This window comes from Mongoliitalea lutea, assembly GCF_014652135.1.
GTDB classification, from domain to species: domain Bacteria; phylum Bacteroidota; class Bacteroidia; order Cytophagales; family Cyclobacteriaceae; genus Mongoliitalea; species Mongoliitalea lutea.
Genome location: NZ_BMYF01000008.1, coordinates 30,583 through 56,452, shown reverse-complemented (window position 1 = coordinate 56,452; position 25,870 = coordinate 30,583). Strand labels below are relative to the sequence as shown.

Sequence of the window (25,870 nt, the reverse complement as noted above, 5' to 3'; positions counted from 1 at the left end):
CCACCCCGCTAAGATGCAAAGTTTGGTCAGTTATGGAGAAAATCTTAAAGTAGTCCCATGACAGTAGTAAGTAATCATCAAATTATTACTTTTCATTATTGCTTTTTTCTCTACAATCTTCAGCTTTTTTGAGTTGAGTTCTTAGAGTTACAAGTTTACTTGTTGCAAAAGCTTTGATTTGAGAATCTTCTGTAGCTTTTATTGCTTTTTCATATAAATCAATGGCGTCTTTATGTTGATCTACCATTCTTTTGCTGTAAGTTTTACTAAAATCGCCTCCATTTTTTTCATTAAGTTTTTTATAGAAATCATTTGAGTCTTCTGTAGCTGAGCTTGGAATGGCAATTGATTTTGCCTGGGCCAATGAGTTAAGCTCAGAAAGAGATTTAGAATTCTCTTCTACCATCATCTTGCCTAGCGCTCTGACATGTTCAGAATTACCTTTTTGTTGGGCTAGTTTGCTTAAACTAATGTTTTCATGTTGCATTTCTGCCGCATCCATCAAAAACTGGGCGTCGTCATCATTATTGATAACCAGGACAGGTCTGTTTTCTACAGTTGTGTTATTCCCTGATCTGTAATCTGTTGCTTGATTGGCCCTGTTTTCTTTTTCAGCGACATCCCTTGAATCATTTACTTTATTTTCAGCGCAGGAAGTTGCAGTAAAGAATACGCCCCCCACTACTAAAGTAGACAATAAGACTGATTTAAAATTCATTAGATTTTTCATGATATAAATTGGTTTAGTTTTCATAATACATGCAAGGGTAGCTTAAATCCCCCTTGCATATGGTAGTTTTACCAGTGAACTTCTTCACCTTGGTTAGTTTTCCAGTTATTTTCTAGGTATTTGGCATCTTCTTCATTTTTTGGTGTTACGGTAATGACGACATTGCCTTCTTTGACCCCTGATTCATATAATTTCGCTCTGGCTTCAGGGATTCCTGAGCCTACCAAAGCACCGATAACGCCACCAGCGATACCACCGGCTCCTGCTCCAACAAAGCCAGCAGCTAATGGGCCGGCTATTATGAATCCCAGTCCAGGAATCACCACACTTGTGCCAATGGCAGCTATTACTCCGACAATTGCTCCAACTGTACCTCCTATGGCAGATCCCTTACCAGCGTGTTCTGCTGCCTTAGTACCTATTTCAGTCTCTTCCGTTGATGTATCACTATAGTCTTTTTTACGGGTTTCCTTAGACATAATCAAATTGATTTCCTCTTTTGAATATCCTTTTTCGTTAAGGGTATTATAAGCCCTTTCTGTGCTTTCCCGGTCTCTGAACATACCTGTTAAAATTCTTTTTTCAGAAGCCCCTTTATCTTTATCAAGAACTTGATTCTTTTTTCGTAAATTTTCCATTTTTCAATTAGTTAGTTTTTTTGTCATTTCCGGACCTCTTAGAACCTGAGGTTGATTGTTGGAAAGTGTTTCTCTTATTTTCCATTTGTGTTGTAGTTATTTGGTTTAGATTATTTTATTGTTTTCTTTAAAATCAAAATATCATAAGACAATTGACCTTTCTTAATCTCTTGACTTTTCTTTATCCTCATAGACTGACCAACTCAGAAATCCATTGATAGGGGCTGTGGCTTTGTCTATTTTCTCTTTCCTTTTGATGCTTAGTGCTTTATTAGTAGATTGGACGGACTTTTCAGTTCGGTCTGTACTAACTGCTTTTTCATCAAGCAAGCCATTGGAATCTCTGACATGCTGAATTGGATCCTCTACACTGTGCCACTCTTCTCCCATCAAAGGGCTTTTCCCCTCATTCCAAGGTCCTCTGTAATCTTCCCCTTTGGACATGTTGAAATACTTGTTGCTGAATTTGGGATCACTTGCTAAAATTCCAGGCGGAAAGTTTGGTTCAATAGTATCTAAAGCAGCTTGAAACATCTGATAATGAGCTACTTCTCTGGTCATTAAAAAACGCAATGTTTCTTTGACATAAACATCATCAGTGAACTTCATCAGGTTTTGAAACCCTAGCGTTATATTGTAATTCTTTTACGTGATGAAATATTTACTTCTTTTGATCAGGATCATCATTTATTTTTGAAAGGATTCCCTTTTTCTTGTCAGGAAGTCCTTTTTTTGCTTTCTCGCTTTGATCTGGATTGTCATTTAACCGGGACAATACACTTTGAGTGTGCTTCGGATTTTTCTTTTGGATTTTTTTCATGATTTAGTTTTTTTATTGTATGAAGAATTAACTGATACAAAATTCAGCATTTATACTTCCAAATAATTACATCATATTTTTAATAAATTGTAAAAATTACAGATATATTTTCCTGATTAATAAATAGTTATGATTATTTTAAAAACTTAGAGAAAGTTTCATCCCTAGCAATTCTTATTCCACGCAATCAGTTATTAGAAGGTAGAATTTAGATTAGTGACAGTCCGCTGAGCTATGCGAGGAAATTAAAAATCAATCGTTAAAAAGCGAGTTAGCTATTCCTTACAGGATATTTTATCTCCTTCTGTGAAATCTGTGCTATCTGTGGACTTTTTTACTTATGATTTTAGAATTAAGAGTTTAGATTTATTTGTATAGAAGAACAGCTTCGTGAAATTCCTGCCTATGGCTGGCATACGTGCCATGCGTGGACCTTTTTCATTTCAGTCACGGAAGCTACTTTAATTCAAAAAAGGGACCATATTTCAAATGATATTCCCGTTTGAATCATAAAAATGGCCAATACAGCTTTTCGGAGTTCAATCTTATTTCCTGACTAGTGTCAGTCTTGATCCATAACAGGTTTTTGAATCATGGTTTGGATGATTATTGACACTAGCCAAGATTTTAAGAATTCTTTTATTCAACTTATACAGCGCTCGATAATACGCAAGTTGAACAAGATTTTATCGAACTTGCCTTTATTTTTTTGAGACTGTTCATTTGATCTTATCTTCTTTGTTTTTTTTGTCATACTTAGACATTGATTCCTTCAAGTCAAAACCTATTCCTATTGGTTTCTGCATCAATTCCATTACTTTGTTTCCCAGTCTTTTCTTTTCGGCATTTACCTTGTCTACTATGAAGCCGCCAATTTCTTTGGCTTTCTTCTGGGTTTTTATTCTATTTCTTTTAGTTGCAAAAAAGCCTACCATTGCCCCTGCTCCTATAACCATCAAAATAGCGCTTACTACTTGACCAGATGTATACAATTTTTTAGTTTTCATGATTCTTTATTAATGTCTAATTGATAAGATTTATCTGGGCATGAAGTGTAACTCAATTGTTCCTGCATCTTCTTTCAACCACATCTCATTTTCTTTTAATCGCAAAATTTTATAAATGCCATCTGCGTCATCATTTTCAAAGTCAAAAGATATTTTTGTTGCATTGCTTAAAAACTCCCATGTTCCTGAGGTAGTGAATTCATAATTGATTCCAAGGAAATTGTAGTTTGCTATTAGAATAGCCTCCCCATCTTTTGTTAGACTCAATTCGTATTTTTCAAAATCAGAAGTAATATTGGTACCTTCATCTAATGCTTCTCCTACTTTCCAGTCATTGGCCACTCTTTCTGTTTTTGATTTAAGACTTACTAAAGGGCCATCTGGATAATTATCACAGCTTTGAAAAGCAAAAGCTGTGGCTACGAGTAATCCAATCATAGTTTTTTTCATGTTTTTTATATTTATACAAATTTAACATTAAAAAAAATACNTACGAGTAATCCAATCATAGTTTTTTTCATGTTTTTTATATTTATACAAATTTAACATTAAAAAAAATACTTTATTTTACATAAAAAACTTATAAATTAATATATTTAACTGAACTAGTAGATGATTATTAGAGGTTTGGTTCATAGAAATAGCATGGTTTAAGGTAGAATTAAACCTGTAAGAGATCAAAAGAAAATTAATTTGGTTCTTTTTGACAAGTATTTTAAAAAATCCCACAACATGATATTGTTGATATAAAAAATTGCCTTGTATAAAATCGGTAGATTTTTGAAAGGTATTAAAAAAAAGTCCCGCATGACAAAATTCACCCTGTAATATGTCATGCGGAAATATTTAAGTTCAAACTGTACTTAGCCAAAAAATTGAATCAATTGATTTCGGCAAATCATTCAGGAAAGATCCAAATAAGAAATTCCCTGTTTTGATTTTATAAAGATCAGCTATTTTATTATGAAAAATATTATATGTTTTTGCAAAAAAGTTGTATAAATCAATTGTTTTTTAAATAATTAAGTCGCTTTTTTTTAATATATTTAAAAAATGAAGGTGTTAGACCTGTAACTTTTTTGAACTGACTGGAAAGATGAGCAATACTACTGTAATCCATTTGGTAGGAAATTTCCGTCAGGTTTAGCTCATCATAAAGCAACAGTTCTTTCACCTTTTCAATTTTATTGTAAATAATGAACTGCTGTATGGTTATTCCCTGTACCTCTGTAAAGATATTGGAAAGGTAAGTATAATCATACCCAAGCTTTTCACTGAGAAAGTCAGAAAAATTAATTTTAGGCAATGATGTTGAATGATGAATCATGATGATGATCTCATTTTTGATTCTATCTATTAAAATGCTTTTTTTATCATCAAGGAGTTCAAGACCTATCTTGTTTAAATTAATATCTAAATCGTCTTTTTGCTGTTTGGTAATTTTTCCTAGAATTTCAACCTCCCCTAAACTGACATTAAGAAATTTAATTCCTAAATTAGTTAGTTCTTCTTTGACCACTATAATACATCGGAGACTAACCATGTATTTGATGTGAATTTTATGTTTTTCCATAATTTCAGACAATTACTCTACGTTTAAGATAAAATTATCTATATTGAAAGGTGGATCCTGATACACGCTTGCATAAGATAAGGACTTTTCAAGAATTTTTTTTAAATTTTGAAAATTATTGGGCTTGTTGATGTAGACATTTGCTCCTAGAAGAAAGGTGTTTTCCATATCACCTTGGGAAGAAGAAGTTGTAAATATGGCTATAGAAACTTCCTTGAATTTTTTATCTGCACGGATTTCTTTTAAACAATCCAAACCATTCTTTTTAGGCATATTGATATCCAAGAACAATATATCTGGTAGGTATTCAATAACTGTTTGCCGTAAAAGTGCCATTAGCTCGACACCATCATTTACGGTCTGAACGGAGGTTTCAGCGTTCAATTCATCAAAAGCCTCGATAAATAAAAGCCTATCCGCTTCATCATCATCTGCAAGTAAGATTTTTAAAGGATTGCTTTTCATTTTTTTGCCGGTAGGTATATATCAAAGATAGTTCCTTTATTTGACTCGCTCGTTGCTTTGATAAAACCATGGTGATTTTCAACAATCTTTTTCACAATGGCTAAACCTATTCCTGTGCCAGGATATTCATCTTTACTGTGGAGCTTTTCAAAAACTTCAAAAATCCTTTTACTGTATTCCTGATCAAAGCCTATCCCATTATCCGAAAATCTAATGTGATGATATAATTTATGTTGTAATTTTTCCGTAATTCTAATTTTATCATGGGTTTCAAGCTTGCAGAAGACGTTGATTTCCAAAGGAATTGTTGGCTTTGCAAATTTTAAGGAATTGCTGATCATATTATGTATCAACTGCCGGAACTGAAAGGGGATAACATTGACTTCACACAAATCATGAAGCTTTAATTGAGCTTGATTCTTATCAAGATCTTCTTTCATTTCTATCTGAACATCCTGGATAATTTTTTCCAAATTGGTTGCTTCAAATTTTCTTTCTGCGGAGTTGAGACTGGTAAAACTCAACAAATCTTCAATAAGCATTTGCATCCTATTCGAAGATTTCTGTATATGGAGAAAATATATTTGTCCCTTTGGTGATAAATTTTCTATTTCACTTTCCAGAATCCTGTCGGCAAAAGTTTGAATTTTTCGGAGCGGTTCTTTTAAGTCATGACTGGAAACATAGGCAAAGGCCTCAAGTTCCTTGTTCATTTTTTCAAGTTCAATATTTTTCTCGGCAAGGATTTTATTGGATTGATTTAGCTGATTGGTTCTCTCCTTTACAGCTTTTTCAAGCTTTAGATTATAGTTTCTACTTTCTTCAATATCCTTCGCAAATCCTTCCAGTCTATCTTTCTGGATCCTCTCAGCATCTGTTACATCATTAAATGAAAGCAGAATTAGTTCTTCCCCGTGACTTTTTTGAATAATACTACTCGCATTTAAAAAAAACTCCCTTTCGCCTATCCGTGGAAAAGAATGCGTAATTTTGAAATTGCTAAAAGATGGATTCTTGGGGATTATCTGTTCGAGCAACTCTCTAAGACTTGGAATATTCCAATGACCGTTTTCAAGATCAAACAAATGCTTACCTTCTATCTGATGTTTATTGAGTTGGAAAATTCTCAAAAAGGATTGGTTGAATGTCCTGATTCGGAAAAATCTATCCAGGACAATCATGGGCTCATGTAATGTAGAAATGATAGCACTAGAATACTCGTAAGATTCATTGAGCAGTTCATTTCTGGTCTGCAGTTCTTGATTAGTTGTAATTAGTTCCTCGTTAGAAGATTCTAGTTCTTCCTTAGATGTTTCCAATTCTTCATTTACAGTCTGCAGTTCTTCATTACTCGACACCACTTCTTCATTAGCGCTTTGCAGTTCTGCAATATATCTCTCCTGCTCTTGGGTAAGTTCAAGCGCATCTTCCTGAGACGATGCCAATTCTTCTTCGAGCTCTTTTATTCTGTCTTCCTTTAACTTTGATTGAGTATCACGAATATCATCTGTTGCTTTTAACTGATGAAGACTTGATGACTGATCATGTTGGGTAAAAACAACTATTATTAATTCTTCTTCTAATTCTACATGAAGTGGGGCAACTTCAATGGCTAAGACATAAACTTTATTATGAAAATTTATTTCTATACCTGTTTTTCGAAAACTCTTCTTGGACTTGATGGATTTGGATATCAAACTCCTTAAGCCAAATGCTATTTCCTTTCTCACCATTTTCAGGATATTCAAGGAAGCTTTTCCGGAAACATGGCTAAAGTATAAATCTGTATTGCCCCTAAATTGGAGAATTTCCATCTGATGATTGATAACCACACATGCAGGCAAATAATCTGCAAGAAGAACGGCATCAACTATTTGATCTAAGTTCCCTTTTGTAAATACAATAGGTGGTTTTGAAATTCCGGATTTAGAATCGGGTGCATCTTCCTGCTGAATCCTGTGGCTGAAATCTTTTGGCACTTTTAACGTTGGTTGTTGTAAAAAAATAGAAGTGGTCCTACTTTTTCTGGAATAGATTTTATGTTTTTTATTTACCTCTGAAAATAGATCAGTGGAAGAACTTATGGTTTCTGCTTTGCCCAGCATCAAAAAGCCATTCTCGTTCAAAGCATAATGAAAGGTAGCCAACACCTTTTTTTGGGCTGTATTACCGAGATAGATCAGTAAATTTCTACAGCTAATGAAATCAATTCTTGAAAAAGGCGGATCTTTAAGTAGATTATGAGGAGCAAAGACACAGATATCCCTGATAGTTTTGGATATCCTGTAGTTGCTGTTACTTTTGGTGAAAAAACGGTGAAGGCGTTTTGGGGAAACAGATTGCAGTTCATTTTGCGTATAAAGGCCAATTCTTGCTTTTCTGATTTCTTTCTCGCTCAGGTCCGTTGCAAATATCTGTATAGGTATATGATCTCCTGTATTCTCCTGTACTTCCATGATCAACATAGCAATAGACAGCGCCTCTTCACCGGAGGAACAAGCAGGCACCCAGACTCTTAGTTTATCCTTTTCTTTTTTTGACTGAAAGAGCTTGGGAAGGAGGGATTCTTTCAAATACTTATAGGTGTCAGGATCTCTGAAAAAACTGGTTACATTGATCAAGAGGTCCTGATAGAGAATTTTTATTTCTTCATTGCTCTCCCCAATTAGCTGTCTGTATGTTTTAAGATCTTGTGCTTTACAAAGCATCATTCTTCTCATAATCCTCCGCTTGATCGTTCTTGGTTTGTAAACCGAAAAATCAACACCTGCAAATTTTTGAAGACTAAGAAGGATAGCTATGAAATCGGGGTTGTCGTCTTCAATACCATCTTCCTCTCCATTTAATGGATCTGAAACGCTCACCTTAGGAAGCTTACTTATTCTATTCAATTCAAAAGCAATTTCTTTTGGAGATAGAATAAAGTCTACTATACCCGTAGATATGGCAGATTCAGGCATACTAATAAATTTAGCCGATCGGTCCTGTGCAAAGGTTAAGCCTCCTTCTTGCTTAATTGACTTCAGGCCAATCGAACCGTCAGTTGCACTACCGCTAAGAATGATTCCGATTACATTAACCTTATGTGTTTTGGCAAGTGATGAAAAAAGGATATCTATTGGCAAACTTACCTTTGGGCTTTCTGGCCTTGGTGATAGTTTGATATGGCCTTTTTCAACTGATATTTCCTTGTCAGGGGGAATGATGTAGAAATTATTAGGCTTGATCAGTACCTTGTTTTCCACTTCTTTGACATCCATGGAGGTGATTTTAGCCAATAATGGAGTAAGCATACTCTTATGGTCAGGGCTGAGATGTTGGACAAAAATAAACGCCATCCCTGTATTTGGATCCAAATGTTTCAGCAGTTCAGAAATAGCTTCCAATCCACCGGCAGATGCGCCAATAGCGACTATCGGAAACACTTCTTTCCCAGGCTCCTCTGTAATTTCTGTTTTACTTTTTTTCCCCATGCTGTTTATTGAATTAGAAAGGATAGCCAATAGCACATCAGTAAAAAAAGGTGATGTTGCTAAAATTATTCAGTGAAGTTACGATATAAAAGCCTGCTTTCCGAATTCGGTAAGTTTGTATTTAACTAATAAAAGATTTTATTTTTCTATTAACAAAAATTAAGCCATGATGGGTAAATGTGTGAATTTTGTAATTTTTTGTTACTCTTTTGCAAGAGGCTACCTCCTCAGTGAAATAAATGCCAATCTTTGAATTAGTGCCAAAGGTATATGTTTCGAAATCTTATTACAGTTTTGTAGCAATCCCAAACCAAAAGAAAATAGAGGTGATTGGAGGGTTTTAAGGAAGCGAACAAAGTTTGAAAAGGGAAATTCTGACTTTAGGATCATTGATAATCAAATAATTAAAGGGATTTTAGTTTTACCGCAAATTGAAAGGTAAGAAAGTTATTGTAGTGGATCAGATAAACAAAAAAGAGACTTTCTCTGATTAAGGGAGGTTTATTGGCTATTGCCCATTGGTATTGAATTTAAATTTAGAAAATTATGTTCTTCTATTAGGCTATAAATATTGCTCTTAGCATTGTTCAAAAAACTAGCCTAGCACTTTTTTATATCCTTGACATATTTAAACTGGTGTTCTGAGATATACAAATCAATTCTTGGTTAATTTATTTAAAAAAAAGTATATGAATATTGTCAGAAGCTGGAGAGAACAAAAAGTCATGTTAAAGTGGAGGTTTCCTTATTTGAATGATGCGGACTTTGAATTTAAAGAGGGAGAACAAGAAACAATGTTCCAAAAACTTGCAGCCAAATTGAAAATTAGTAGAAAGGCTATGGATTCATTGTTGGCAGAACTCCAACTGTATTGATTTAGCCTTTACTTTTGTGCTCTTTTGCCTGTAAATGAGCACTATAATAAAGTGTGGTATTGTAAACGGGACAAAAAACTATAATGTTAATTTTTTAAAGCATTCATTTAAAGCCATTGTGCACCTATAAATCATGAGTAAATCAATAAAATTTGGAACCCAAACAAGCTCAATGTTTCTAGAGACAGTACGAGAAAGGACAAACGCTTATTTTGAACAGAAGAAGATTTCAAAAAAAGCTGATGGGAGAATGGTAGCCAAAACAATAGGGATTTTGACTCTTTGGGTTGGTCTTTATTTTGCATTATTATTTGCAGAAGTAAATCTATGGTATCATATGATGATTGCGATAGGCTTGGGATTAACTATGGGATTGATTGGCTTTAATATTGGCCATGATGCCCTTCATGGCGCTTATTCCAAATCTCCCCAAATTAATAAATCATTGGGAATTCTCTTTAACCTGATAGGGGCAAATGTATATGTATGGAAAATGACCCACAACAAAATACATCATACTTATACCAACATTATTGGACATGATGCAGATCTTCAAGTAGCTCCAGGAATGATTCGAATCCACAAGGATGAGCCCAAAAAATGGATCCATAAGTACCAACATATTTATGCTTTTTTTCTATATTCTTTTGCCTCTATTTCATGGTTTTACAGAAAAGATTATATGAAGTTTTTTGATGCGTCTCTAAGAATTGGAGATGAAAAACCTCCTCGCATTGAGTATATTAACCTCTTTGCATTCAAATTGATTTATTACATGTTTTTCCTTGTTATTCCTCTTATTGTGATTAATCTCCCGTGGTTTCAGGTACTATTACTGCTCCTGGTTATGCACCTTGCGGAAGGGACTTTGATTGGGAATGTGTTTCAATTAGCTCATTTGGTCAAAGAAACCCATATGCCCAAACCTGAAAATGAAACGGAAATTCACGACTCATGGGCAGTACACCAAATGCGTACAACTGCTAATTTTGCTCGAGAAAGTTGGCTTACTGGATTTTTATTTGGCGGCTTAAATTTTCAGATTGAGCACCATCTTTTTCCAAATATCTGCCACGTACATTATCCAGCAATTTCATCAATAGTGAAAGAAACTGCAGAAGAGTTTAAAATACCTTACATTGAAAATAAGACCTTCATTTCGGCCTTAAAATCGCATGCAGGTTTTCTAAAGAAAATGGGGAACTAAAAAGGTGAGAAGCATATTTCAAGATTAACCCGTTTATAATGTCAACTATAAAAACAAGTGTCATAGACATTCAACACCTTTTATACAATAGCAAGCAAGTGGAGAGGAGATGGGATAATTACAAGCAAGATTAACAATTAGTATTTATCAAATTCCTAAATCAGAACCGTTTACTCTAAGCACTGCAACTTGATTCCAAATTATAAAACGTGAATGATATTTAATCGAATATGATGCTGTTTTTTGTCTTTTTTAAGTTCAATTTCTGCCGGTGCCGAATCAAATCGCACCTCCTCTCCATCGACTGTTCCTGAAAGGAGTCCACTTTGTAGTTTGTGGGGATTCAAAATCTGTATGTGATATTGAGTAATATTATCGTCTAAGCGAAAGTCAACCGTATACCCGTCCCATTTTTCTGATATGGAAGGATTTAGAAGAAATGAATTGCCCGTGACCTGTATCCCTAAAACAGATTCTAATGCAACCCGGTACATCCATGCTGCAGAGCCAGTATACCAAGTCCAGCCCCCCTGTCCACTTATATGACCTTCTCCGTAGACATCCGCAGCTACCACATAGGGCTCTACTTTGTAGGTATCTACCGCATCTTTGCCAAGTGCATGGTTGATAGGATTGATCATTTTGAGGTAATGAACTGCCTTTTCTCCCATTCCTAAGGTAGCAAATGCTTTGATTGCCCAAAGAGCTCCATGCGTATATTGTCCCCCATTTTCCCGTACACCTGGTATGTATCCTTTGATGTAACCAGGGTCTTTACCAGTTTTATCAAATGGAGGGGTTAACAGTCTTATAATCTTTTTCTGTTCTGAAACCAGGTGGTGCTCCAAAGACTTGAGACTTTTTTCCCCTCTCTCCTGAGAGGCAGCTCCTGAAATGATGGACCAAGCCTGAGAGATCGCATCTATTTTGCATTCTTCATTTAGAGATGACCCAATGGTACTTCCGTCATCGTAAAATGCCCTTAAATACCAAGAACCATCCCACCCTTTGTTATTCAGATTTTTTTTCAATTGATTGGCAATCAGTGCGTACTTGTTTCCTCTCGAAGGATCATCCATGTTGTGACAATATTTTTTAAACTTTATAAGAATATCGTACAAAAAGAATCCTAGCCATACGCTTTCTCCCTGTCCTAGCTCTCCAACCCGATTCATGCCGTCATTCCAGTCCCCTCCACCGATGAGTGGCAGACCATTGACCCCAAATTTCAATGAAACATCAATAGCCTTGCAGCAATGTTCATACATGCTACCGTCTTGTTCCAGAGTATCAGGATACAGATAGACTTCATGTTCGGTGGCTTCTAATGATCGTGCGTTTATATAGCTTACGTTTTCTTTCAAAATGGAATGATCTCCCGTTGAGCTGATGTAAAAATCGAGCACGAAAGGAAGCCAAAGCCTGTCATCTGTTATTTTTGACCGAATTCCTCTCCCTGTTGGTGGATGCCACCAATGGAGAACATCCCCTTCTAAAAATTGCTGCTTGGCATGAAGCAATAGCTGATTTCTACAAATACGAGTGTCCGCATATCGTGCTGCCATCGAATCTTGTAATTGATCTCTGAAGCCATATGCTCCTCCTGATTGATAAAAGCCTGTACGCCCCCATATTCTACAAGATAAATTCTGGTACGTAAGCCAGCCATTGACAAGAATATTCAACGATTGATCAGGTGTGGAAATTCTTACCTTTCCACATGTATCCTTCCAAAATCTATGAATATCTTCAAGTGCTGCCTCCACTTGGCTGAGTGTAGAAAACTGTCTGATCATTTCTTTTGCTGCTTCATGGTCGCGTCCTTCTCCTTCCAAGAAAATAAGGGTGACGCTTTCGTTAGGAGCAAGCTCAAAATACGTTTGTAAGGCAGCGCAAGAGTCTCCACCTATAGGATTCTTGTTGTCAAGCCATCTTTCCGACTCCAAGGCGAGGGGTTTGTCCAAAGAGCGATTTCGACCAATGAATCCTTCACGATCGGTTGTAAATCTCCTTATTGCCCCATCCAATGGATTGATTAGTGCGGAAAAGACAATACGTCCAGCAAACTCATTATTGTAATTGTTACAAGCAAAAAGCATCGAGCCAAGGTCATCGACTTCCTGACTTACAAATCGGGAAGAAAGGGATGGATCCACACCTAATACCCTGTCTAGATATCTAAAAACAGAGAGTTTCTGTAGTGTTGATTTTGTGTTTTTTAAGGTTAATGTAGAAACCTTCAATCCTTGGTTTAAATGAACAAACTGACGTAAACGTTGCTGTAATCCGTTTACATCCACATAGAAGCTTGTAAATCCAAAACCATGTATCACCTGGTAAGTGCCTGCTGCAACAGGTCCTGGACAAGGTGACCAGTAATGCATCCGCTCCTCATCCCGTATATAAAAAGCCTCTGAATGACTGTCCATTATGGGGTCGTTGGACCAGGAGGTTAGTTTATTTTCCCGGCTGTTTTCGCTCCATGTGTATCCTGCACCACGCTCCGAAACAGTAAATCCAAAAGTAGGATTGGCAATAACATTGATCCATGGAGCAGGTGGCAAAAGTGGGACACCTGTAAAAGGATCTGTTGAGATAAAGATATGGTAGGCTGTGCCATCCAGTGAAAAACCTCCAAACCCATTAAAGAATCTTACCTCGCTTTGCCACTTTTCAAGGATATTTTCGTCTACAATTTCCCATTCCCGAAAAGGGCGGTATTTGATGTTTGCATAATTAGAAAACCAAGATTCTGTTTCACTTTTTTGAAGTAGCTTTGCCAGATTAGGAAGTTGCTTATTCCATATCACGTGCGCAACACTCAGTAAAAGTTTAAAAGCTTCCGGCTGTATTTTATCTGCTTGATAAATGAATATTCCCCCTCTTTTATTGAATACTTCGCGTTCTAGAGAGGATTCTATTGCTATCTGAATCGCCTCTTGAATTTCGTCTATATATCCTGGAGCATGATCATTGATGATGAGCAATTCTGATTCAATTCCCCGCTTGCGCCAGAAAGTATGCGCTTTAAGGATGAGTTTAACTTGCTTAAGTTGATTAGCTTCATTGATTCGGAAAATGATCAAAGGAAAATCGCCAGAAATACCAAAAGGCCAAAGGTCCGCTTGTATTTTGCGATTAGAAAGCAATATATGTGCATCGGTTCTGAAAGCAGGCACGCCAAATAAGAGATAAGAAGAGAGTTTATGGAAAAAATGCGCCTGACTTGTCCGGAGCCCCATGTGATTGAGCTCTACCAAGCCATAAATAGTGGCTAGGTCAAAGGCTCTATTTACGGCTAACTGGCTATCATAAATTGCTGCAATTTGTAAGGCTGCTTCACGGGAAGTAGCAAACCCTAGTCCGAAACTCAGATGTGCTTTTTCTCCTGGTTGAAGTATGATCTGCTTTCTCAAACTAACTATAGGGTCAGATACATTACCTTGTGTTCTTTGGAGCAAATAACCATCAGAAAGTGCTAATGGATTACTCAACGACCTACCTCTTCCAATAAAATTTGACCTTTCGGTTTCAAAGCCCACTGGCTTTACGACATGAATTTGATTGCTGCATGCGAACGTATGAATAAGATACATGGGAGATTCTTCCTTACTTCTGGATCTTCTTTTGGCTATGATTGCATGATTATCTTCCAAATATTCTGTTTCTATAAATAACTTCGAAAAAGCAGGATGGGTATTATGATGTGTCAATCCATTAAGCATCACTTCTGCATAACTGGTGATTTCCAGCACGCGTTTTCGATCGGAATAGTTGGTTAAGGTAAGTTTTCTAAGTTCAATTGGATGATCTGGGGAAACACATATTTCTGAAGTAGTTTCAATCCAATTATCCACCCGTGAACAAATAACCTTACCATTATGAAACCAAGTATCGTAGCGATCAGGTTTACATTTGACAGGTTGATGCATTGCAGACCAAAACTCCCCACTTTTTATATCTTTCACATAAAAAAACATGCCTAATGGGTCTACGGTTGGGTCTGTTTTCCAGCTATTTAGTATTATTCCGTGTGTCTTAGCAAAGCCTGTTCCAGCATGTGTAATCACTGTTGAAAAGCTACCGTTCGATAAGGTATGCAAGCGAGGAGGGCTGAGATCCAATTCGTTAATTCCGGCATGTTCTGCCACATACTGATCGGAAGATTTGGTGCTTGGTTCAAGTTCGGCATCGATAGGGTGCGGTTCTTTGATTGGGGTCCCTTTTGGAATGCGCTCTTGCAGCAATAACTCGCAACTTTTGATACGAGGATCTGCATGAAAGCTTTTTCTTATAGACGATTCATTAAGCACATTTTCCAATGCCATAAGGCTCATGCCATGATGGTGAACCATGTAAGTTTTGACGACTTTATATGCTGTCCCTTCTGTAAGGTGCGATGTGGTATAGTCAATGGCATCATAAAACCCAAACATCCCCAAGCCTCCAGCCACTTCGACTTCTTGTAGGTTTTTGAGAGGATCGGAAATCTCAACCATTAAGGAAAGCAAGCTGGCATAGGGAGCAACGACATACTCATCTGCAAGCCCGCGTTTTAATCCAAGCCCAGGCACACCAAACGTGCGGTATTGATAATGTAAGTCAATATTGAGAAAATAGTAAGCACTTTCAGAAGAGCCCCAAGGGAACCCTCGGCTATGTCCATATTTTTTTTGCCATCGGATGACATTCCGGCAGGTACTATCCATCATAGTATCCTCAAATGATTTGAAAAAGAGAAGTGGCATTAAGTACTCAAACATGGTTCCTCCCCATGAAAGTAACATTTCATCTTCATGGATACGGGTAAGTCTCCTGCTTAATCTAAACCAATGCTCTACTGGAATATCTCCCTTGGCAATAGCAATATAGGAAGCAATGCGTGCCTCACTAGCCAATAAATCATAGGTGCTTTTGTCAAATTGGGCAATATCCAAATTATACCCAATACTAAACAAGCCTCTTTCCTTTTGGTAGAGAAAAGAAAAATCCATGGAGTCAATCAAATCTTCTGCCATGAGAATAATTGCTCCCGCTTGCTCCTGCCAATGGTTTATAAGAACATTTGGACCACTTTCAGGTGAAGTTTCACTCCACTGCCTCCTCCATTCATCGCACGAATCCACATGAAAAGACAGTTGTTTTTCTTGTCTCAATACGCTTAACTCCGTCAAAGCATCATTTATGTGGATCAGGGGTCTTTTGAGCCAAAAAAGCACATGCTCAATCATCAGATCATCTATCAACGTGACAGCTGACAATATATCATTGGCAGCAAGCTTTTCAGCATCTATTTTTATTTTCTCCAAAAACTCCAAACTAATTGAAGCCCCCTCCTCAATTTCTTGATCCAACTGACCAACCATCTCATGCAAAAGCACTTGGATTTTTTCAAAAGCATGAAGCTTAAGTCCCTGAACGTTGTGCAAATCCAAGAGTATGGAATCAATAGAACTCAAGGTATCCCTTAACCCCCTGTGAAAGTTTTTATACATTCCAGGAGAAGCCATGATCTCTTTGATAGCCTCTTTCACAGTGATGAGACTGGCAGCTAGATTTCCTGAATCTACGGTGGATATATAGGAAGGTTGAAGAATCCGACCCGATCCAGTAGCATACCAATTAAAGAGGTGACCTCGGTATTTTTCAAGCCTTACAATTGCTCGCATAGAATCTTCTTGTCTTTGCAAAAATGTCCCTAAGGTCATATAGCCCAAATGATATGCTGTAGTCGTAGAGACGAGCGCCAGTCCAATATTGGTGGGGGATGTTCTGGATGTTTCGGACAGCTGAGGATTTTCCTGATAGTTGTCAGGAGGAAGCCAACCATGCTTTTCATTTACGAAGCGCTCAAAATAGGCCCAAGTACGCCTTGCATACAATCGCAATTTGGAGCGATCATCATCCGAAAGCACCACTAGTGGCTTTGGTAACGGCAAACTGATATACCAAGCATAAAAAGGTGAACCAAACCACAAAACAAAAAAGGGAATAACTACCCATAGGTGAGCAGGATTGGTTACTAAAGCCATAAGTACGATTAAGACCCCTAAAAGCATGGGTAAAATCATCCACCGCATGTAGTCTACCAAGGACTGCTTCCGCATATGTTCTACTTGAGAAGCTGTGGACCATTCCAGAAGTAACTTTTTTGAAAAACTTAAACGGTACAAGGTCCGAATAATCGCATCCAACTGTACAAAAGCCTGATGAGGTGCAATGATGATGGTGGACATGGCCTGAATACGGTGCATGCGTAAGTTGCCCCAAACTTTAATCATGTGAAGTTTCCATCGCACCCGAGTAGGCCGATTGAGCAAGTCACTGGATAATGTGATATACGTAGGAAAGGCAACTATGCCAAAAGCAGCCACTACCCATATCCAATTGGCTCCTGGAAGCCAAAAGATACCTGCAAGGAAAAAAATTAACAGAAAAAAAAAGTTGAGTGATCTCCGAAGGTTGTCAAAAATCTTCCATTTCGATAATAAGTTGATTGGATTCTTTACAATACCCGACTCACTTGGAACACGTGAAAGTAACCATGCAGCTATTTGCCAGTCACCTCTTGTCCAACGATGATTTCTTTTTGTAAAGGCACTGTAGGTACTGGGGTAATCGTCATACAGTTCGATGTCAGTAGCAAGGCCTGTCCGTACGTAGGCACTTTCAATAAGGTCGTGTGAGAGAATTCGATTTTCGGGAAACTGATGCATCATGACCTCATGAAACGCCTTGACATCGTAGATACCTTTTCCGGTAAAGCTTGCTTCTCCTGTAAGATCTTGATAAATATCTGAAACCGCTGCTGAGTAGGGATCCAATCCTACATTACCAGAAAATATTTTTGAAAATCGGGTGTTTTTTTCAGACTCGGGAGAAAATGAAATCCGTGGCTGAATGATGGTATACCCTTTGGTAATCCGGCCTTTTTCTTTGTCATACCAAGCTCTGTTGAGTGGATGCGCGATGGTATTGACTAATTTTTTTGCCGTGCCTGGGGGTAATTTGGTATCGGCATCCAAGGTGATTACAAATTGAACTGGACAAATGGCTGTTGTTGCCAAAAAATATCCTACCACCACCGTATAAGAAGTTGGTGAGGATGGATTGTACAGGAGTTGATTAAACTCCTCGAGTTTCCCTCGTTTTCTTTCCCAACCCATCCAGACATTTTCGGATGGATTCCAAAGTCGCTCCCGATGCAACATAAAAAAGCGTTCCCCAAATCGCGAGGCATACTTTTTATTCAGTTGATGGATTGCATTGGTTGCCGCCTCAATAATATCGGCATCGCCTTTGGTATCCTTTTCTTGTGCATCCGTAAAATCCGAAAGTAGTACAAACTGAAGTCCGGGATCCGGGTTTCCTAAAAAGTGCACCTCTAAATTTTCAATTTGCCGTAAGGCATCTTGCACAGACACCAACATGGTAGGCATGACAACCATCGTTCTTGCAGCATCCGTAACATCCGTTTTGTCATTCATTTTCGGAAGCAGCCGTGGTGGTAAAAAAAAGGCAAAAAAACGATTGACAACAGAAACAGCTAAGTCAAAAGCCGGAAAACTAGCTACCAAAATTACGGCAATTGTGATCCCAATACCATGGCTGAGAGTGCCAGAAGCCAACCAAAGAATACTTAAAAATATAAGGGAAAAAGAAGCAATTAAAAACAAATACAGTGAAAAGTGTTTCTCAAGTGCACGAATACTCCGCTCTCTGAGAGGGACTGAATAGTCAGTCCTTTGGATGAGTTCCTTGTAACCCTCACCTAGAAGAAAAAAACCAATATGTCTTTTGATACAAGTTTTACCAAATATGTAATCATCACCATCGCTCGAGACAAGTGCCTCCTGCTCTTGAGCTAACTCCAATGCTTGTTGTGCAACCTGTATTTCAGAAAAACTAGAACGCCTGCTTACCTTTTCAATAACTTTTCTATAGCTATCTCTAGTTGGAAAATCCATGAAGTCATAATCTCCCGATGGATCATTTTTGAGAATATCATTAACTAGAGAGCAGTCTTCCACAAAATCAGACCAGTCCACTTCCAAAATCTGTCTTAAGGATAAAACTGCATTTTGAACGTTTACTTCCAGCCTTGATTCCTTTTGTGCTTCTTGCCGGATGGCATCCTCCAGCGTGATTTCATAATGGTTGATCTGATAGTTAAACCAACGCTTTTGTTCTTCAAAAAGAAGTCCATGTGATTGAAGATTGTTAAATAGCTCAATAAGTGTTGCAAGACCCGAACTTTTAGCATTATTTTTAAACCAAGCAGAAAGAGCCTGTGTATACATTCCAGGCTCCTCTAGATTCTCTTTTTGAACGCTTGAAACAAATTTATCAACTTCTATTCTTAGTTTTTTTTGCTCTAAAATAGTTGCTGCCTTTTCCGATAAAATCTGAATAAGAAATAAACGAATCATAATTGGAATTGCCCATATCTCTCCTGTTTGAAGGGGTTCTTCATCCTGATAATTCTTGATGTAAATAGTTAAAACTTCTTTATCTAAAACATTATCTGTATGGGTTAGTAGATTAAGTACGATTTCATATACCCTAGGTAAGCCAATGTGCTCTCCTCTTAAAATTAATGGGATGCTTTTATGATAGTTTTGAGGGAAGTCTATGCCGATTTGAATCATTTGCTCTTGAATGATATAAAAATTATCTAAGAGCCATTCAGAGGCAGAGGAGATTTCTTTTTCTGATTTAACAATATAGGAAAGTGTCCTGTAGGTTTCAGTCAGGACTTCCTTGGATTTTGCTAGAATGGGCTTTAATTGCCTCAGCTTACTTGTGCCTCTTGTTGTTTTATGTATTTTGGCCAAGCTGATAGCGCTCTCCCTAAGAACTAATGAGTTATAGGATACTTCAATCTGTTTTTTCATAGCCAATCTCTAGTCAGTATTTTAGATTTATTGTTTAGCTTGAAAAATAGTATTGTTAGAAATCGACCCTACCAAAGCCCTCTTTGGACTTCTGGAGCTAGAAAACTATAAATTATGGCCTGCATGTTTTAGGTGCAGGCCAATTAAAAAAAAATTTGGATTACATTAATTTAAAAAAAGTTTCACCTTAAATTTTTAATCCAAAAGTTAATTGAAGCCATTGATTTTTATATCTCGGTACCGTTGTTGACCCATCTCTATGATTATTTAAAAAATCATATCCAAATCGACCTGAGACAACAAAACGGTTAATGCTCACATCCAAGCCGCCGACAAACCCGAGAATATTTTTTCTAGGATCAATTTTCCCGAATTCCTCTTCTTGTTCGGTACTGTTAGAACCAAAAGTATACTTATTATTCTCTTTGAATAAGTGTGAAAATTGGGGGCCAATTAACAATGTGACATGTTGGACTGGCTTTATTTGTAGTTGAAGCGGAAGATCAATAAACGTTGAGGTCCTAGAAAAGGAATACTCAGTCCCTAATAAAGTACCCTCTCCCTTAAATCCCTTTTGAGAAATGAGCAATTCTGGCTGGAATCCAAAATATTTACTTATTGGAATTCCTACAAAAACACCTCCTGCAAACCCAAACTTTGGTTCTGCCCTAAAATCCTGACCTTGTTCATCCCATACATTAGAACGATTCAGGCCAACTTTCAATCCTGCCGTAATCCTTTCCCTAGAGTCAAAATTAGAAGATTGTGCTACTGACTCCAGTGCCAAACAAGTTGTGAATACTATGAGTACTAGAAATGATTTTTTCATAATTACTGGTAGCTTTTAGATATTGTAAATAAATTATTGATTGCGCTTTCTAATTCATCAAAGTCCCGATTTACTTCAGATTTAAAATTTCTCCATTCACTAAGGTGGGATTGGTCAAAAGCAGCGATTTTTTTTTGCAATGCTTTATTTCGGAAATCAAGTTGCCTGATTTTTGTAGCAAATTCTCCATTGGATGATTTTCTCTCTTCAATTATAACTTGTCTCAGCTCAGTTATGGATTGATTGTTTTTCTCTACCTTTAGCTGAGTTTGTTCGGTGAAACTTTTAAAATCGGTTAAAAAATCCCTTTTTTCAATAATTTGTGCGACTCTTGTATCTATTTCATCTTGCTTCAGCTTTTCTTTATCTTGTTCATTGGTTTGAACCGTGCCTGAGCAACTTACGGTCAATAGTGCAATAGAAAACCATAAGGACAACTTTTGAATTACAATCTTATTCATAACCTTTTATTTTCGTGCAGTAAAAATTATTACTGATTTCACAAAGGTCATCATTGACTCCTTTTGATCTATTACAAGATTATGTCTAAAAATTTCATAATTATTTGTATTTGAAAGCCTTTTTCTCAGTTGACTACATATCTTTTAAAGCTTTTGTCGCTCCGCAAATGAGATGGCTGTTGTTTTTTTGGATCAAAATCTAATTCTATAAATAACCGCAATCATGCCAGTATGGATAAATAGCAGCAATGATTAGCCTGTCAAATGGTTTTTAATCGAAATGTCTTCTATTGAGCTTCCAACCGGTTTCATCAAGATAGTTCCGTATCATCCTTTCTAATATCATTTGGTATGTTTGTAAGTATTTACATAAGCTACTGATAGCAATATGAACCCTTTTATGGTTGAAATTGCCTTCATTGCCTCCAGAGATTTCTCTGACATGAACATCAATACAATCACTCAAATCTGAGAAGGTGGAACTCTAATCTGTTTGAAGTACAGTATTATCATCAATGAATTCCTCGATTAAAAATTATGATGTTTTAGCCTCCAAGTTCTTTATCTTCTTCATCTTAAAATATCTATAGCTCTTGTCAAGTTTACCCGAGTAGGGATCCTCTAGCACAGTTTATTCAGCCATAACAGCCACTTTTGACCGTTTCTGGCTTCCCCTTTCTCGTTTAAGTTTGGCCTTGGTTCTATTATAGATCGCCTATCAACCAATGGCTTCATCATACTCAACCATATCTTCAAGTCTGTAAATATTATCCCCTTTTTCCATTACTACCCTGATTTTATGGTACATCCTAAAGACAGGTTCATATCGCTTTAAACCAAGTTGGCTCTGTAGCTCTGCTGCACTGAATCCTTCTTGGAGGCTGAGATGAAGGTTATAGCAAGCATTCATTTGTGAATTGGGAGATTGCTGTTCTCCATCACAGTTCCGCTCTTGATAGCTCTTCGGAAACTACAGGCAGAGCACTGGAAAGATTTCTTGTTTTCAAGCCAATAATGCTTGTTACAGGTACACCTTTTACAGATTACTCCTTGCTGAAGCCTTTGATTCTTAATGAATTCAATACAAGACGATTCTTCTGGAAAGTGATTGATGAAGTTTACAAAATTCATGGTCAAAACTGTTTATTTTGACCTAATTTTGATACATTGAATGGTCACAAATAGCAATTGTTACATCTTCTCCCGGAGAATTTAGGGAAACTGTCATTATATATTTATTTGGCGACTGATGCCATTGAGGATAATCGACCACAGTCAACGATTTACAATCAACAGATGCTTGTAAATCTATTGAATATGATCACTTGTGTAGCTACTGGAATAAATGCGATTAATCAGATTATTTAAAATTCAAAGACAATTCTATCTCCACTATCTTCAAATGTAAGTGTATTGGATGTGCGGGAGATAAAGTACCAATCATCGTCCAATTCTTGCAGCGCAGAATTAGCAGGAAAGTTCATTTCTAGCTCAATTCTTCCATCATCTCTAAAAACCCGAAAAGTCCCATTCACTCTATAATCATTTAGACTTGCTACAACAGTTCCATCAGTATTGAAAGAAAAACGATAGCTGGAAAACTGAGCTGTTTTATCTTTACTGTCTTCAATGAAGCTGATAATTCTCACATTAGAAGCGTTAGTCAAGATACTTCTAAGATCATCACTGTTATTGGCTGGAGGATTGGAGTTATTAGGATTTTGATCATTGCTGTTTTCGTTCAGCTGTGGATTGGTTTCTTTGAGAGTCTGCGGATTGTTGTCCTCTGTAAGTGAGCATGCCGACAAAAGCAATGTCATGAGATAAAAAATTGTGATTCGTTTCATGAGTAAATTGGTTTAGTTATATTAATTGATTAAATGTTTTTAAAGATTCTGGTATGTATTTATAGTTAGTTCTTTTTCAGCTGACTAAAAGAAAAAACACCCATTTTTAATCCTATTTGAAAGGTAAGTGCATTACCAACATCTGGTACGCCTACTGCATTTTCAATGGTACTACCCATGATTCTGTAGCCAATACCAGCGTTTAAGCGGGCAAATCGGTGCAGGTTAATCTCAAGTAATGCACGTGGTTCGAAAAATAGTGTCTTGGTTTCGTCAAAGTCAAATCCACGGCCTTCATTGTCAATTTCTACTTCTTTTATTCCTACAGCTAAAGGAAAAGAAAAATGCACTAATTTGTTCGAGTATAGGGTGTATTCCACAAAACCACCGGCATTCCAAGAATCTAGATGTGCTCTAGGAGGTAAGGTTGTACCAAAAGAGGCAGGCCTTACGTCATTCAATAATTGCCCATAAAACCCACCGAATGTGAATTTATCATTCAGAACAATTCCTCCTCTAAATTGAAAGAATCCAGCAGTTTCTCCCGCAAGTTGAGTAACTTGGAATCCAGGCTCGACCATAAGGCCAATATTTGAAATACCAACGGTAGAATTGAAGAGGGTTTCTTGTTTGTCCTGCGCAAAACCTAGGAATGTAACTGGAAATATGAAGGCAAATGATAGCAGTAATTTTTTCATCGTTGTGAAAGTTTTGGTTTAATTTGATGGGATTACGCTCTCAACTTTGAAAATGGTTGCCTGTGAAAATGAAAAAAAGTAATTTTTTTTATTATGCCTCTTTAGAAAAAAATAGTAATTCAAGGCAACCATGTTCAATACTCACTTCGTCATACTGTCGCAATGAATCTTCCAAATTCCTCTGAACTTCAAGAAGTCATCCGACAGTGCCTTTCCCATGATAGGAAAGCGCAACAGAAACTTTTTTCTACCTGCTATTCATTGGCGATGAATGTGAGTCGTCGCTATGCATCTAATTTGGAAGAAGCCAAGTCTTTGGTCAATGAAGGAATGTTGAAGGTTTTTCAACAATTACACACCTATAATCCTGAATTCAGTTTTGGAGGCTGGGTGCGTAGAGTTATGGTCAACACTGCTATTGACCATTTCCGAAAAGTTAAAGCTTATGAACAGCGTTTTCAGGATATTGACGGGAGAGAATTTACAGATGCTTATCAAACTAATGTAATTGATGAGTTGAGTGTTGAAGAATTACTGCGCTTGGTCCAGCAGCTGCCTCCAGCTTACCGGATAGTGTTCTCTTTGTACGCAGTAGAAGAATATACACACAAGGAAATTGCAGAACAATTAGGTATTTCTGAAGGAACATCTAAATCAAATTACGCAAAGGCCCGAGCAAAGCTACAGCAGGCTCTGGCTGGATTATCACAGAAAAACACGAATCAACATGGACAGAGATAACAACTTTGAAAAAAAAATCAAGCAAAAGCTTGAGGAAGTCCATACCCCGTATACAGAAGATGCCTGGGCTGCTTTTGCACCGATGCTTGACGCAACAGTGCCAACAGTTCCATGGTGGAGACGTTGGTTTATGCCTTATGCCTACAGCACATTACTTTTTATGCTAGCCTGGTTGTTGTTTCCTACCAAAAAGCAGAGTGATTCTAACTATTCCAATGATTCTATCCTTTTGAGTGAAAACAAAATAGACACAGTAGTTCTGCGCAATACTGTTTACATCATCGATACCTTATATGTTTACAGGACCGTTGTTGTCAGCCAAGAATCTCGGCAAGTAGTCCTGCAGGAAGAAGCTAGCGATAACCTAACTAGTGCATTAGCAACTATTCAAGTTCAAGAAGCTAAAGAGTCAGTTCAAAAAGATTTGGATTACGATTCTTTAAAAAGTAGCGATTCAACTCTACCTACTAGAATACCAACAGTTTCCAGTCAGAAGTCCTTAACCAATGAAGCAGATAGTAAGGATGTGAAAGTTAATGAAGTTGCTGGTGAAAAGGGAAGTTCTTCGAGTATAATTTCCAAAGATTCGACTGCTGTTATTCAAAATGGTTACCCAAATGTAAGGTCTTCAACTATCCTTGCTGCTCCCTCTGTTGCTCCCGAAGAAAACTTTGTCATGAAGCTGGAAAAAGAATTGGTCATAGGAGATACCAGTAATCTTACCAATAGTTATGATGAATCTAAGCAAAAACCTTTTTTTAATGTAGAAGCAGGTTTGTCTTTACTAGTGCCTGTGAGTAGAAATATTGACTATTATGTATCAAGTACCCAAAGCATTCAATTGGGGTTGGAATGGGAGAGTGGTTGGGGGATCTATGCAGGAGCAATTCGAAACTCTATGAAGGGAGAAATTGATGATGATGACATTCCTAGCTATCCCCAAGCTATTTTGGCTCAATTGCCTGGCAGGCCTTCAGATATTTCCATTATAGATGAAATTTATGTCACTAATCATCAATGGTTTTTCCCTCTTGAGTTGCGTTGGAGGAGCTTATACTACAGTGGATTTAGTTTTGAAAGTAGTATTGCGGTGGTCGGCAATTTGCTTCGCAAACAGGAATTTCAATATGAATTTGAGGAACGTTTAGGGATTGATGATCAGTTCGAAACTCTTCAAAAAAATCAATTTGGAATTAGTCATCTCAAGATTGGAATAGGTACTAACTATTTACTCTCTCAGCGGATGGGCATGTATCTACGGTCACATTATTGGCTTCCTACATCTGGTACAGGCCTTTTACAAAATAGAGTCCATGGCATGGAAATAGGTGTTGGGTTGAATTATTTCTTTGGGAAGTAGCAGGGATAAGTATTAAGAAATAGTACTATGACACTTTAATGTTTTAAAGAGGCAATCTGTTTTAGGCCCCATCAAACATATCGCAAAGTTAAGCAAATTACCCACAAGCAACCCTAAAGTCAAAACAAGAATACCCTTCGGCAGTTTAAAAAATCTCCACCCTAAACAGATATGTTTATTTGAAGGGTAGTATTTTCAAACCTGTTCCTGTTTTTATTCCCCGTTTGCTTGGATTAAGGGCGTCTGTTTTTT

At 37.1% G+C, this 25,870-nt stretch carries 18 protein-coding genes and 1 pseudogene; 4 read left to right on the top strand and 15 right to left on the bottom strand.

Features of this window, described 5'->3' with window-relative positions; translation table 11 throughout:
- Positions 1-85: 85 nt before the first annotated feature.
- The 9 genes from IE080_RS07865 to IE080_RS07825 form a co-directional block, all read right to left on the bottom strand.
- On the bottom strand, positions 86-730 hold the full coding sequence (locus IE080_RS07865; RefSeq protein ID WP_189580325.1) for a DUF4142 domain-containing protein: 645 nt from the start codon (positions 728-730) through the stop codon (positions 86-88).
- 68 nt (positions 731-798) lie between these two features.
- Positions 799-1,368 carry a hypothetical protein gene (locus IE080_RS07860; RefSeq protein ID WP_189580322.1) on the bottom strand — a complete coding sequence of 190 codons (570 nt, stop codon included), beginning with the start codon at positions 1,366-1,368 and terminating at the stop codon, positions 799-801.
- A 162-nt stretch (positions 1,369-1,530) separates the two neighbouring features.
- Positions 1,531-1,977: a manganese catalase family protein gene (locus IE080_RS07855; protein WP_189580319.1), complete on the bottom strand. Its 447-nt coding sequence runs from the start codon at positions 1,975-1,977 to the stop codon at positions 1,531-1,533.
- 52 nt (positions 1,978-2,029) lie between these two features.
- Entirely contained in the window at positions 2,030-2,188 is a 159-nt protein-coding gene (locus IE080_RS07850) for a hypothetical protein (protein ID WP_189580316.1), read from the bottom strand.
- 719 nt (positions 2,189-2,907) lie between these two features.
- Positions 2,908-3,195, bottom strand: coding sequence for a hypothetical protein (locus IE080_RS07845; RefSeq protein WP_189580313.1), 288 nt, complete (start codon positions 3,193-3,195; stop codon positions 2,908-2,910).
- A gap of 30 nt (positions 3,196-3,225) precedes the next feature.
- On the bottom strand, positions 3,226-3,645 hold the full coding sequence (locus tag IE080_RS07840; protein ID WP_189580310.1) for a hypothetical protein: 420 nt from the start codon (positions 3,643-3,645) through the stop codon (positions 3,226-3,228).
- A 553-nt stretch (positions 3,646-4,198) separates the two neighbouring features.
- Positions 4,199-4,768, bottom strand: a complete 570-nt coding sequence (locus tag IE080_RS07835; protein WP_229800554.1) for a helix-turn-helix domain-containing protein — start codon at positions 4,766-4,768, stop codon at positions 4,199-4,201.
- A gap of 12 nt (positions 4,769-4,780) precedes the next feature.
- Positions 4,781-5,233: a response regulator gene (locus IE080_RS07830; protein ID WP_189580307.1), complete on the bottom strand. Its 453-nt coding sequence runs from the start codon at positions 5,231-5,233 to the stop codon at positions 4,781-4,783.
- Positions 5,230-8,706 (bottom strand): CheR family methyltransferase, encoded by a 3,477-nt coding sequence (locus IE080_RS07825; RefSeq protein WP_189580304.1) that lies wholly within the window; start codon positions 8,704-8,706, stop codon positions 5,230-5,232. The genes IE080_RS07830 and IE080_RS07825 overlap by 4 nt, the downstream gene beginning before the upstream one ends.
- A gap of 689 nt (positions 8,707-9,395) precedes the next feature.
- Here IE080_RS07825 and IE080_RS07820 point away from each other — a divergent pair.
- Positions 9,396-9,581: a hypothetical protein gene (locus IE080_RS07820; RefSeq protein ID WP_189580302.1), complete on the top strand. Its 186-nt coding sequence runs from the start codon at positions 9,396-9,398 to the stop codon at positions 9,579-9,581.
- Between the two features lie 133 nt (positions 9,582-9,714).
- Positions 9,715-10,788: a fatty acid desaturase family protein gene (locus IE080_RS07815; protein ID WP_189580299.1), complete on the top strand. Its 1,074-nt coding sequence runs from the start codon at positions 9,715-9,717 to the stop codon at positions 10,786-10,788.
- A 200-nt stretch (positions 10,789-10,988) separates the two neighbouring features.
- Here IE080_RS07815 and IE080_RS07810 read toward each other — a convergent pair whose 3' ends face one another.
- The 6 genes and pseudogenes from IE080_RS07810 to IE080_RS07785 all read right to left on the bottom strand — a co-directional run bounded on the left by IE080_RS07810 (position 10,989) and on the right by IE080_RS07785 (position 23,517).
- Complete coding sequence (locus IE080_RS07810) at positions 10,989-19,682, bottom strand: GH36-type glycosyl hydrolase domain-containing protein (RefSeq protein WP_189580296.1); 8,694 nt, start codon at positions 19,680-19,682, stop codon at positions 10,989-10,991.
- A gap of 187 nt (positions 19,683-19,869) precedes the next feature.
- Positions 19,870-20,511: a porin family protein gene (locus IE080_RS07805; RefSeq protein WP_189580293.1), complete on the bottom strand. Its 642-nt coding sequence runs from the start codon at positions 20,509-20,511 to the stop codon at positions 19,870-19,872.
- Positions 20,512-20,513: 2 nt separating this feature from the next.
- Entirely contained in the window at positions 20,514-20,972 is a 459-nt protein-coding gene (locus tag IE080_RS07800) for a hypothetical protein (RefSeq protein ID WP_189580291.1), read from the bottom strand.
- A gap of 271 nt (positions 20,973-21,243) precedes the next feature.
- Positions 21,244-22,103: pseudogene (locus IE080_RS07795) on the bottom strand (IS1595 family transposase).
- Positions 22,104-22,336: 233 nt separating this feature from the next.
- Positions 22,337-22,819, bottom strand: coding sequence for a hypothetical protein (locus tag IE080_RS07790; RefSeq protein WP_189580288.1), 483 nt, complete (start codon positions 22,817-22,819; stop codon positions 22,337-22,339).
- A 65-nt stretch (positions 22,820-22,884) separates the two neighbouring features.
- Positions 22,885-23,517 carry a hypothetical protein gene (locus IE080_RS07785; protein WP_189580286.1) on the bottom strand — a complete coding sequence of 211 codons (633 nt, stop codon included), beginning with the start codon at positions 23,515-23,517 and terminating at the stop codon, positions 22,885-22,887.
- 162 nt (positions 23,518-23,679) lie between these two features.
- Between IE080_RS07785 and IE080_RS07780 the strand changes: the two genes are divergently transcribed.
- Together IE080_RS07780 and IE080_RS07775 are read left to right on the top strand one after the other, a co-directional pair.
- Positions 23,680-24,258, top strand: coding sequence for an RNA polymerase sigma factor (locus IE080_RS07780; protein ID WP_189580284.1), 579 nt, complete (start codon positions 23,680-23,682; stop codon positions 24,256-24,258).
- The gene (locus IE080_RS07775) at positions 24,245-25,618 is read left to right on the top strand and encodes a hypothetical protein (RefSeq protein ID WP_189580281.1); all 1,374 of its coding nucleotides are present in this window, start codon (positions 24,245-24,247) and stop codon (positions 25,616-25,618) included. The genes IE080_RS07780 and IE080_RS07775 overlap by 14 nt, the downstream gene beginning before the upstream one ends.
- Positions 25,619-25,870 lie beyond the last annotated feature (252 nt).

Excerpts from the sequence above, each read along its gene's own strand:
- IE080_RS07865 (WP_189580325.1), bottom strand. The coding sequence starts at position 730 with ATGAAAAATCTAATGAATTTTAAATCAGTCTTATTGTCTACTTTAGTA.
- IE080_RS07860 (WP_189580322.1), bottom strand. The coding sequence starts at position 1,368 with ATGGAAAATTTACGAAAAAAGAATCAAGTTCTTGATAAAGATAAAGGG.
- IE080_RS07855 (WP_189580319.1), bottom strand. The coding sequence starts at position 1,977 with ATGAAGTTCACTGATGATGTTTATGTCAAAGAAACATTGCGTTTTTTA.
- IE080_RS07850 (WP_189580316.1), bottom strand. The coding sequence starts at position 2,188 with ATGAAAAAAATCCAAAAGAAAAATCCGAAGCACACTCAAAGTGTATTG.
- IE080_RS07845 (WP_189580313.1), bottom strand. The coding sequence starts at position 3,195 with ATGAAAACTAAAAAATTGTATACATCTGGTCAAGTAGTAAGCGCTATT.
- IE080_RS07840 (WP_189580310.1), bottom strand. The coding sequence starts at position 3,645 with ATGAAAAAAACTATGATTGGATTACTCGTAGCCACAGCTTTTGCTTTT.
- IE080_RS07835 (WP_229800554.1), bottom strand. The coding sequence starts at position 4,768 with ATGGAAAAACATAAAATTCACATCAAATACATGGTTAGTCTCCGATGT.
- IE080_RS07830 (WP_189580307.1), bottom strand. The coding sequence starts at position 5,233 with ATGAAAAGCAATCCTTTAAAAATCTTACTTGCAGATGATGATGAAGCG.
- IE080_RS07825 (WP_189580304.1), bottom strand. The coding sequence starts at position 8,706 with ATGGGGAAAAAAAGTAAAACAGAAATTACAGAGGAGCCTGGGAAAGAA.
- IE080_RS07820 (WP_189580302.1), top strand. The coding sequence starts at position 9,396 with ATGAATATTGTCAGAAGCTGGAGAGAACAAAAAGTCATGTTAAAGTGG.
- IE080_RS07815 (WP_189580299.1), top strand. The coding sequence starts at position 9,715 with ATGAGTAAATCAATAAAATTTGGAACCCAAACAAGCTCAATGTTTCTA.
- IE080_RS07810 (WP_189580296.1), bottom strand. The coding sequence starts at position 19,682 with ATGAAAAAACAGATTGAAGTATCCTATAACTCATTAGTTCTTAGGGAG.
- IE080_RS07805 (WP_189580293.1), bottom strand. The coding sequence starts at position 20,511 with ATGAAAAAATCATTTCTAGTACTCATAGTATTCACAACTTGTTTGGCA.
- IE080_RS07800 (WP_189580291.1), bottom strand. The coding sequence starts at position 20,972 with ATGAATAAGATTGTAATTCAAAAGTTGTCCTTATGGTTTTCTATTGCA.
- IE080_RS07790 (WP_189580288.1), bottom strand. The coding sequence starts at position 22,819 with ATGAAACGAATCACAATTTTTTATCTCATGACATTGCTTTTGTCGGCA.
- IE080_RS07785 (WP_189580286.1), bottom strand. The coding sequence starts at position 23,517 with ATGAAAAAATTACTGCTATCATTTGCCTTCATATTTCCAGTTACATTC.
- IE080_RS07780 (WP_189580284.1), top strand. The coding sequence starts at position 23,680 with ATGAATCTTCCAAATTCCTCTGAACTTCAAGAAGTCATCCGACAGTGC.
- IE080_RS07775 (WP_189580281.1), top strand. The coding sequence starts at position 24,245 with ATGGACAGAGATAACAACTTTGAAAAAAAAATCAAGCAAAAGCTTGAG.